9 protein-coding genes are annotated in these 9,774 nt (G+C 45.3%); 5 read left to right on the top strand and 4 right to left on the bottom strand.

All coding sequences use genetic code 11. From position 1 onward, the window contains the following. Window positions 1-145: 145 nt before the first annotated feature. From JF818_RS06740 to JF818_RS06730, 3 genes are all read right to left on the bottom strand, one after another. Window positions 146-928 (bottom strand): MTAP family purine nucleoside phosphorylase, encoded by a 783-nt coding sequence (locus JF818_RS06740; protein WP_198891267.1) that lies wholly within the window; start codon window positions 926-928, stop codon window positions 146-148. Between the two features lie 10 nt (window positions 929-938). Further along, complete coding sequence (locus JF818_RS06735; RefSeq protein ID WP_198891266.1) at window positions 939-1,688, bottom strand: DeoR/GlpR family DNA-binding transcription regulator; 750 nt, start codon at window positions 1,686-1,688, stop codon at window positions 939-941. Window positions 1,689-1,765: 77 nt separating this feature from the next. Further along, window positions 1,766-2,998 carry a hypothetical protein gene (locus JF818_RS06730; protein ID WP_198891265.1) on the bottom strand — a complete coding sequence of 411 codons (1,233 nt, stop codon included), beginning with the start codon at window positions 2,996-2,998 and terminating at the stop codon, window positions 1,766-1,768. Between the two features lie 437 nt (window positions 2,999-3,435). Here JF818_RS06730 and JF818_RS06725 point away from each other — a divergent pair, with 437 nt between their 5' ends. Genes JF818_RS06725 through JF818_RS06710 form a run of 4 tightly spaced genes read left to right on the top strand, consistent with a single transcriptional unit; the run spans window position 3,436 to window position 8,708 of the window. After that, on the top strand, window positions 3,436-4,941 hold the full coding sequence (locus JF818_RS06725) for an ABC transporter substrate-binding protein (protein ID WP_198891264.1): 1,506 nt from the start codon (window positions 3,436-3,438) through the stop codon (window positions 4,939-4,941). Further along, complete coding sequence (locus tag JF818_RS06720) at window positions 4,938-5,906, top strand: ABC transporter permease (RefSeq protein WP_198891263.1); 969 nt, start codon at window positions 4,938-4,940, stop codon at window positions 5,904-5,906. The genes JF818_RS06725 and JF818_RS06720 overlap by 4 nt, the downstream gene beginning before the upstream one ends. Beyond that, on the top strand, window positions 5,903-6,733 hold the full coding sequence (locus JF818_RS06715; RefSeq protein WP_198891262.1) for an ABC transporter permease: 831 nt from the start codon (window positions 5,903-5,905) through the stop codon (window positions 6,731-6,733). Before JF818_RS06720 ends, JF818_RS06715 begins: the two co-directional genes overlap by 4 nt. Then, window positions 6,723-8,708: a dipeptide ABC transporter ATP-binding protein gene (locus JF818_RS06710; protein WP_198891261.1), complete on the top strand. Its 1,986-nt coding sequence runs from the start codon at window positions 6,723-6,725 to the stop codon at window positions 8,706-8,708. The genes JF818_RS06715 and JF818_RS06710 overlap by 11 nt, the downstream gene beginning before the upstream one ends. Before the next feature lie 127 nt (window positions 8,709-8,835). Here the strand turns inward: JF818_RS06710 and JF818_RS06705 are convergent, their stop codons facing one another. Then, window positions 8,836-9,273, bottom strand: a complete 438-nt coding sequence (locus JF818_RS06705) for an NUDIX hydrolase (protein WP_198891260.1) — start codon at window positions 9,271-9,273, stop codon at window positions 8,836-8,838. Between the two features lie 150 nt (window positions 9,274-9,423). Here JF818_RS06705 and JF818_RS06700 point away from each other — a divergent pair. Next, a partial coding sequence (locus JF818_RS06700) for a hypothetical protein (protein WP_198891259.1) occupies window positions 9,424-9,774 on the top strand: 351 nt, incomplete at its 3' end.

The raw sequence follows: 9,774 nt of genomic DNA, 5'->3' as shown, positions 1-9,774 counted from the left end.
CTTCATTCTCCTAATCGGCCTCTTACGACCATCAAACATGTCGAACTTGCACCTACTCTGTCTTCCAACCTTGTATCTATAATGATACACCCTTCAGACAGAGCCTCAGTAACCACCTACTGACTTTTTATCATTCCTCCTATTATTATAAATGAAGGACTGCATTGGAGCAGCCACAATGGTCCTGGGTCAATTGTTTTGTCTTAAAAATGTTGCTTATGATCTGCAAGGCAGACTCCTTCGCCTGGGCAATCCTTTGGCCGTGGTCGATATGTGCAAGATTCTCACCTTTCAAACCACAAGCCATGTTCGAGATCAGGCCGATAGCGGCATAGCACATTCCCTGTTCTTTTGCCAGGAACATTTCCGGAATACCTGTCATGCCTACCAAGGTGCCTCCACATTTTTGGAACATGGCAATCTCTGTTTTGCCTTCAAATCGGGGACCTTCCGTACAAACATATACCCCATTGGTATGGATTGGTGTGCCTGCTTCTTCTGCGACCTGTATGAACAGCGATCTCAGGTTACCGCAATAGGGGTCACTCATATCAACATGGGCTACCTTGTTGTCATGTCCATCATAAAAGGTCTTGCTCCGGCCAGTGGTAAAATCGAGGAAATCCTCAATAACCACAATGGAACCCTCGGTGATCGATTCATCCATCGATCCACTGGTGAGCAATGCATATATATGGGTAATTCCCTCCTGCTGGAGTGCCTTCATCTGGGCTCGGTAATTGATGGCATGAGGCGGTGTATTGTGAGCTTTTCCATGCCGGGGAAGGAAAAGAATCTCTTCCTCTGCAAGGGTAAAACGGTATGTCTCTACATTCCCATACGTTGTTTCTACAATGAAAGGCCCTTTCAAGTTGGCTAGTGAACCGACTCCGGTTCCTCCAATAATTGCTTTTCTACAATGCTGCATGGTAGTTCCTTTATAAATCCGAGGGATGAGCAATGACAAGATTCTTCATGTCAGTTTCTTTTATCCCCGCTTTTTCTGTAGTAATGATGCAATCGAAGTCATCAACCTTGGCAAATTCGTGATGGCTGAAGGCAGAAAACTTGGTGGAATCTGCAATCAGGATACGTTTTTTTGAACGCTTAAGCACGAGTTGATTGATGACTGAAACATCATGGTCGAAGGAGGATACTCCTCCCTTAAAGATTGCACTTGCACCAATGATGCACGTACTGAAATTCATTTTTTCAATGTTCCCATATACTTCTGGACCATGGGTAATCCCATAGCTATGATCGAGGGCCCCTCCAACAACAATTGTCTTTATCTTGTACTCCAATAGTTTCGGAAGATGGAAAATACCATTGGTAACCACAGTGCAATGCTTGCCTGCCAGAAACCCAATGAGGTAGTTTTCTGTAGTACCCGGGCCGAGATATATGAATTCATTGTTCTCGAGTGATTTTGCAGCTTTACTGCAGATCAGGTATTTCTCTTCAGAATTAACTTCAAGTCTGGCTACTACTGAGTGTTCTGCCTCTTCATTTGGCCTTACTCCGCCTCCATTAAGAAGAATGATCTTGCCTTCTTCCTCCAGTTTCTTGAGATCACGACGAACGGTTGGAAGAGAGACGTTTGTCAATTCCAGCAACTCTTCGATGTAAGCAATCTGCTTCATCTTGATATATGAATATATCTGGTTCTGACGTACGTAGGGAATCATAACAGTGTCCTCCATCTGATCTCAGTTCTGTAAAGATAGGCAACCCTTGGGCGGTTGCCTATCATATACAAGCAATCTTACTGGTAATCTGCACCGGTTAGATAGCGGTAAAAGGCATTATTTACAAACAAGGCCTTCTCCTGTACTTCCAATCCACTCAGTTCTTCCAGGGTGTTGATAAGGTTGTCCTTGTTCTCAAGCAGGGAGAAGGGGTGAATGGAGTATCCGTCCTCCATCAGGATACAGTCGACTATCTCCTGATATGCCTGGGAGTCGGCATTGAAGGTTGTGCTATACAGCGGTTGCCACCAGGCACCTCGAAGCAAGGCCACGTTACTGTCCTTTGCTTGATTCTGATCATTTTTCTTCGCATAGGTGTTGATGATTTGGTCAAATTTAAGCAAATCTTCTTTTTTCTCGAACTCGAATTTCGCATCATACTCAACTGCATAGGCAAGATAGAAATCTTCACTGTTTTCCAGAACCATGTAGTAGGGACTTGGTTCAGGCACCGGACCCCAGTCAAGCAGGTATTCATAGATGGAGACTTTTGGTTCTATCTGCAGTTTTGCATCCATGCCTTCACTCGCAAGTAGAACGACAAGCTGTTTCAGGTGGGTTTCATCGCTATGGCCATACTGGATGGTACGGGAGGAAAGGAACTGTGCATCATCAGCATCCTTCTTCAAGTTGTATCCGGTGGAAGCCTTTCTCTGTACTGCTTCTGCACCGATTGCATCCAGATTGTTGTCGGAGAAGAGGGTATAACTGTCAAAAGCGTTGGAAATTCGCATAAGGATATCGCTATCCTGTATATTGCCGATATAGTTTCTACTTACACCGTTTGCATTTGCAATGCTCATCAGTAGATTTGCAGCAGTTATGCTGGCAAGTGTTGATTTACCCATGATTTCCTCAGCAATGGAGGGGGGGAGCAGTGATGCATCAAGCGCACATGCTAGATAAGGTTGTACTTCCTGGGGCACTTCACGATTGATGCCATGGAAGGCAAGTCTGTTCGATGCCTTCTCTGGACTGTAGGTCAAGGCCAGTTCAGTGAGGTCAGCTGCAGCAACAAGTGCTTTGAAGATTTCATTCTGTTCATTGATTTCAGTTTCCGTTCCGCTCAGTTGGTTGAGTGCCTTCTCGAAGGAAGCAATTTGGACCGAACCGTCTGGAAGTGTAATCCCAAAATAGTGCTCAAGATATTCTTCATTGCTTTGGTCGGCAAACTGCCCTTCATTGATTCCAGCCCCAAAGAGCATTGCTGTCAGGCACAGTATGCTCACGAACATCGTGATTTTTCTCATGTTGACTCTCCTTTTCAGTATTCCATTGGTGTAATTCTACTAAAAAGCTATCATTGAATCATAAATATGTCTAGAAAAATCAAAAAATGATTTTTAATGAAATTCTTATATACCATAGATAATCACCCAAAAAAACTGAATGGGTGCACGCAAAAAAGTTCTTCATGGGAGAGGGAAGTCATGATAAGACGTTAGCTAGAGAGGGATTGTAAAGGATTGGATTAGGTAAAAGATTGCTAATAGCAAATAATTATAGCATGTTTCTTGACAAAGTGCCAACTTTAATAGTTTAATAGAGTTGTCGGATACAGGAATTTCACAAACTATGTTATGTGCATTGGTTGCACTAACGGCCTGTATGATTTTGAAAAATGGTTCCTAATGTGGGAACTTCCGACAAGAAAACGTCTAGATTCGAACAACTTTGAGGAGGAATTATGCGACGTACATTATTACTAGTACTTTTGCTTGCAATACCCATGATGGTATTTGCAGGAGGGGATGCAGAAAAAGCGGCTCCTGTTAAACAGATCCGAGTAGCAGACCAGGTCCCTGGATTGATTACCCCAGGTGTATGGGATGGTCAGGTATTCTCCATGAACTCATCCATCTATGAGTATCTGATGGAGATCAATGCAGAAACCGGTGAACTTGATCCTGTGCTTGCAACAAGCTGGGAAACCGACGCTGGTAAGGTCTGGACCTTCAAGCTGAGAGAGGGTGTCAAGTTCCACAATGGTTCTGATTTTACCGCTGAAGATGTAAAATTCACACTCGAGAGAACCCAGGATCCTGACCTTGGTCATTTGAAGAAGTCTGACTTCGAGGTTATGGAATCTGTACGTGTCATTGATGATCATACTGTTGAGGTAACGCTCAAAGAGCCTCGCCCGACTTTTGTATATCAGATGACCGACTACAGTATGGCAATCCTCTCCAGTGAGTATGACTATGACTCCTATGGTGAGACCAAGCCAATGGGTACTGGTCCTTTCATGATGAGCCAGTTGGTTCCCAAGGAATCAGCACTGCTTGAGAAGAATCCGAACTATTGGGCAGAAGGACTTCCCAAGGTTGACCAGATCGCCATTTACTTTGTAGGCGATATTGATGCCAGCATCTCCATGCTTGAATCTGATCGTGTAGATGTTGTTCCCTTCATCACCCCAGAGATCAAGCAGCGTCTTGATGGTGTTGATGGCATTTCTGTCATCGCTCCATACCAGGAACAGAGATTCATCTCCATGCGTGTAGATGAGGCTCCCTTTGATGACAACCGCGTTCGATTGGCTTTCAAGTATGCCATGGATCCAGAAGTAATTGCCCGTAGTACCGCTAAAATGGAATTGGGCGATGGCGTCTACTATAATGAGACCCCGATCATGAATGCCTTGGCTGAGTACAAAGAGATTCCCTTGCGTGAGAGAAACATTGCAAAGGCAAAAGAATTGCTTGCAGATGCTGGCTATCCCAATGGCTTGAGCACTGAACTCTACTACGCTTCTGACCACCCATTTGGTAAGGAGCTTAGCCAGACGGTTAAGGAATTGGCTGCTGAGGCTGGATTCGATATTGAGCTGAAGGGATATACTCGTGACGTCTACCTTTCACAGTACTGGTTGAATGTTCCCATCTCCCTTACTGGTTGGGGTGGTCGTATTGACCCATCCATGTTGCTCGCACTTGCCTTCAAGGGCGGTGGTCCTTGGAATGAGTCTCATCTGGATGCACCTGCTCTCAACGATCTAATCGAGAAGATTTCAGGTGAGGCAGATCCTGATCAGCGTATGAGTTACTATCATGAGTTGCAGGAATGGTTCTATGAGAATGGTCCTCTGATCAACGTACAGGTTCCGTATCTGGTGGCGATCAATGACAGTGTTGTTGGTTACCGGCAGCCGATTACCATGCTTCCACAATACAAGTACATGGATATTCTATGAAGAGATTAATGGAAATGTTTCTTCGTCGTCTGGGGTCGCTTCTTGCGACCCTGGTCGTCATGTCGTTCATCATCTTCTTGCTTGTTGAAATCATGCCAGGTGATGTCGCACAAATGATTCTGGGCCAGAGTGCTACAGAGGAGGCCGTGGCTTCCCTGCGTGAGGCAAGGGGGCTCAATGATCCCTTGCTGGAACGCTATGGAAGATGGATTAAAGGCGTAGCTGTCGGTGATTTAGGTGAATCTGTATATATGAAGGGTGTTTCGATCAACTCCATACTTTGGAGAAAGGTTGGACACTCAGTAATATTAGCCATGACCGCCTTTATCATATTTGTTCCACTATCTATCTTCTTTGGGGTATTGGCAGGGGTAAAGGAGAAGAAACCGACAGACTCAATTATTTCCTTTTTTGGTTTGGCTACAATGGCCCTCCCTGAGTTTGTTTCCGGTGTTATTCTTATTACCGTCTTTGCTGTTCAGTTGGACTGGTTTCCCATTGTCAGCGTCATTCCCATTGGGGAAAGTATTTGGCAGAACCTGAACATTGTGATTCTCCCTGCATTATCCATTACGTTTGTTATGTTTGGATATATCTCGAGAATGCAACGTTCTTCCATGATCACCGTTATGAATTCTGACTACATCAGGGCAGCAACCTTGAAAGGTATGCCGCGCAAGTATGTCATTTTCAGACACGCGTTGAAAAATGCAATGCTTCCCACTATTACCATTATTGGTATGAATATGGGTTGGTTGTTTGGAGGGCTGGTCGTAGTTGAGACTCTCTTCGGATTCCCAGGGATGGGCTCATTGCTGATGACAGGAATCAAGACACGAGATGTACCGCTTATTGAGGCTTGTGTGCTCTTGATAACCGTCATTTACTCACTCTCTACGATGATTACCGACATTATGTATAGCTATCTCAACCCGAGGATCAGATACCAAGGAGGCCAGAAATGAAGTATTTCTTGTATCAATTGAAGAAAAGTCCACTGGCCATGGTTGGTATCGCAATCATCTTGTTCTGGTTGATAGCTGCTGCAGTAGGTCCATCCATGATTCCCTTTACGCATACGGCAATGGACTCTGAGAATCAGATGGCTTCCCCTGGTGAATATGGTCATGTGTTGGGCACCGATGGGCTTGGCCGCGATATTCTTGCGAGAATTGTCTATGGCAGTCGATCAATCCTAACTGTCGCACTACTGACTTCCATATTTTCCACATTGGTGGGTATCTTACTTGGGTTTTCAGCAGGGTACTTTGGAGGGAAGCTTGATACAGCGTTCCTCAGGGCAATGGATATTCTTATGGCCATTCCTCCCTTGGTATTGTCCATGGTTATCCTTGGTATTCTTGGAGATTCCAGTATTGCGAGCTTGACGATCATTGTATCCATTGCATTCGTACCTGCTACAGCACGTGTCTCCCGTGGAGTGCTCTTGACAGAAAAGAGCCAAGAGTATGTCTCTGCTGCTCGTATTCGCGGTGAGAATCATCTCTACATCATGTTTGTTGAGATACTCCCCAATACCATGGGACCCATCATTGTTGAAGCTACTGCACGATTTGCCTATTCAATCATGATGGTTGCCTCCCTCGGATTTTTGGGAGTCGGATTGCAGCCTCCCACCCCTGACTGGGGTATGATGGTTATCGAGAACAAGCCGATCATCGCACAAGCGCCTTGGGCGGTTCTGTTTCCAGCCTTGGCTATCGCTTCCTTGGTGATTGCCATCTCTATTTTCTCTGACTTTGTCAGTAAGGTATTGATACATGAACGATAATATTTTAGAAATTGAAAACCTCCATGTACGATTTAACACCTTTGATGGGAACTTCTCGGCAGTCAACAATGTATCCTTGAATCTGGAATACAGTGAATCGATTGGAATCATAGGTGAATCTGGTTGTGGAAAGAGTACCCTCGCATTCACCGTAATGCGCTACCTTGCAAGTAATGCAGAGGTAGAGGGAGCTATCCGTTTCAAGGGTGATAATTTGCTCGAGAAATCGGAAAAAGATATGGAATCTGTACGTGGCAATAGAATTGCCATGGTTTTCCAGAACCCATACTCCTCTCTTAATCCTTCCCTTACCATAGGCTTCCAGCTGGATGAAGTGGGAATGCACCACCAGAAGCTGAACAAGGCAAAGGCAAGGAAAGCAACGATTGAAGCCTTGGAGATGATGAACCTTGGAGACCCCAAGGGCATTGTAAGAAGGTATCCTCACCAGGTGAGTGGTGGAATCCAGCAAAGAATCTGTATTGCAATGGCTTTGCTTTGCAAGCCGGACCTTATGATTCTAGATGAACCGACCACTGCCTTGGATGTTACCACAGAGGCTGTCATCCTTGATTCTATTGCAGAACTCAGGGATAAGCTGAAAATGTCCATGATCTATATCTCGCATGATATTGGTGTTATCAATAAAGTAGCTGAGAATATCGTGGTTATGTACAGTGGTGAGATTGTCGAGAGCGGTCCCAAACAGCAAATATTTGAGAATCCTGTACACCCATATACCCGTGCCTTGATCAATTGTATGCCCCGAGGTGGGGTAGTGAAGGAAAAGACGAAGCTGAACACCATCCCCGGTTATGTGAAGAAACGTGGGGCTGATGAAGGTGGCTGTCCGTTTGCTGACAGGTGTGACAAGAAGAACGATACCTGTATCAGTGAATATGGGATCAAGAAGATAGAAGGGTCCCACTTTGCTGCCTGCGATCGCGCATATGCTGAGGATATCCCCGACAAACTGAAGGTACGGCTCACGCCAACCCTACGCAAGGATGATCCAGATTTCGACAGTGAGAAAGATTTGCTGAAGGTTGAGGACTTGCATAAGATCTATGGCAGCAGACGGAAAGTATATGCAGTCAATGGCATTGAGTTCTCAGTCAAACCTCATTCCATTCTTGGTATTGTAGGTGAGTCAGGGTGTGGTAAATCCACTACCGGTCATATGGTCAGTGGCTTGTTCCCCCCATCCAAGGGTAGGATTCTCTTCGGTGACACCGACATTTCCATTGGCTGGAACAAACGGGACAAGGAGACGCTGAAGAACATTCAGCTAATCTTCCAGAATCCTGGTCGAAGTCTCAACCCATCCCATACTGTCGAGAAGATCATTGGTCGAACCATGCAGAAGCTTGCAAACATCAATGATCCGAATGAGCGGCGTGAGAAGATCATCGATATTCTCAGGAAGGTTGACTTGGGTAAGGAGTATTTGGAAAAGAAACCTCGTCAGCTTAGTGGAGGGGAACAGCAGCGTGTGGCTATTGCACGTTCACTTTCCATCTCTCCAAACCTGATTGTCTGTGATGAGCCAACCAGTGCACTTGACGTCTCTGTCCAGGCATCGGTACTCAACCTGCTCAATGACCTACAGGTGGATACCCATGTTGCCTACTTGTTCATATCGCATGACCTGAATGTCATCAACTACCTCAGTGATTACATCATGGTCATGTATGCAGGAAAGATTGCTGAGTATGGCAAGCGGGATGAGGTGATGGAAAATTCCCACCACCCCTATACCGAGGCACTGCTTTCTGCTGTTCCCGAGGTTGACCCTACAAAGCAGAAGGAAATCATTGAACTGGAGGGAATGCTGCCTGATCCTGCAAAGAAGGTGAAGGGATGTCCATTTGCCGGTCGATGTCACAAGCAGGTAGGTGAGATATGCGAGAAGGAGTATCCACCCATGGTGCGCCTCTCTGAGGACCACTACTACTTCTGCCACATCAAGCCGTAGGTATAGAAAAAAAATAGTCGAGAAAGGGATCATTGGTCTACAAAACCGATGGTCCTTTTCCTTGTTTGTATACCCTGAACGCAATTAGAAATACTGTCAGTAACCATATATGATTGGGTATGTATCTCTAGTGCTTTACATGCTGTTTCAGCCTACGGATCTGTGTCCGTACGAAGGTTACCGTAGGAGAGGGGACAGTGGAGAAGGTAACCCATCTTGCCTGAGAGAATTCAGAGATGTAGGGTGGTGTTACCTGTTTCTGAAGACGGTATGTATAGACTCGGTAGTGAAAACCTGGTACATCAAGCGACCAGAGAGGGAACAGGTTTCCTGGGGATGGGACATCCAGTCCCACTTCCTCCTGGCACTCCCTTATTGCTGTCTCTTTGTAAGAAATCTTTCCCTTGGTATCATACCCATCTTTTGCTCTCTCCCATGTTCCTCCAGGGAAAGACCACCTATGGTTTTGAGGCGGCATGGAACGTTTTCCCATCAGGAAGGAAACTTCACCTGTTTCGCTGATTGTCCAGAATATGATTCCAGCCCCGTGGTACGGTAGATACATGTAATAAACTCCTTGCTTCAATATACACGAATGAGTTTCTCCTAGGGTAAAAACTACAGCTACTTACGAAAATATACATATCTCTGATATTGTCAGATTTTTAGTTCAGTTTATACTGAAGATATCCTGGTAGTGACGTGGGAGGTGCTTGTGAGAAGCCTCGTTCGTTTTCTGTGCCTTGGAATTCTGATCAGTATCATTTCTCTTTCACTTGGATGTAATCTTGGATCCGGTGGAACAGCCGAAATTACGCTGATTGCAGTGGTTACCGGTGAGGGGTCTGTTGAAAAAGCTGTGGATGAAGACCCTTGGGAATCGGTAAATATCTCTCCGTCCTCGTATAAAATGCTTATCACCGATTTTGCCTTGGAACGAAAAGATGGGCTGAAGGTTACCCTCATTGATGAAGAGAGTCCAATACTTTGTGATTTTACCGGTTCTGTTGGGGCTGATGGACTCTTCCTTGCAAGGAAAGCAATACCGACTGGTACCTATGTGGCC

Source organism: Sphaerochaeta sp. S2 (assembly GCF_016406725.1).
In the GTDB taxonomy this organism is placed as follows: Bacteria; Spirochaetota; Spirochaetia; order Sphaerochaetales; family Sphaerochaetaceae; genus Sphaerochaeta.
This window is presented reverse-complemented; position numbering and strand designations above follow the sequence as displayed.

Excerpts from the sequence above, each read along its gene's own strand:
- JF818_RS06735 (WP_198891266.1), bottom strand. The coding sequence starts at position 1,688 with ATGATTCCCTACGTACGTCAGAACCAGATATATTCATATATCAAGATG.
- JF818_RS06725 (WP_198891264.1), top strand. The coding sequence starts at position 3,436 with ATGCGACGTACATTATTACTAGTACTTTTGCTTGCAATACCCATGATG.
- JF818_RS06720 (WP_198891263.1), top strand. The coding sequence starts at position 4,938 with ATGAAGAGATTAATGGAAATGTTTCTTCGTCGTCTGGGGTCGCTTCTT.
- JF818_RS06715 (WP_198891262.1), top strand. The coding sequence starts at position 5,903 with ATGAAGTATTTCTTGTATCAATTGAAGAAAAGTCCACTGGCCATGGTT.
- JF818_RS06705 (WP_198891260.1), bottom strand. The coding sequence starts at position 9,273 with ATGTATCTACCGTACCACGGGGCTGGAATCATATTCTGGACAATCAGC.
- JF818_RS06730 (WP_198891265.1), bottom strand. The coding sequence starts at position 2,998 with ATGAGAAAAATCACGATGTTCGTGAGCATACTGTGCCTGACAGCAATG.
- JF818_RS06740 (WP_198891267.1), bottom strand. The coding sequence starts at position 928 with ATGCAGCATTGTAGAAAAGCAATTATTGGAGGAACCGGAGTCGGTTCA.
- JF818_RS06710 (WP_198891261.1), top strand. The coding sequence starts at position 6,723 with ATGAACGATAATATTTTAGAAATTGAAAACCTCCATGTACGATTTAAC.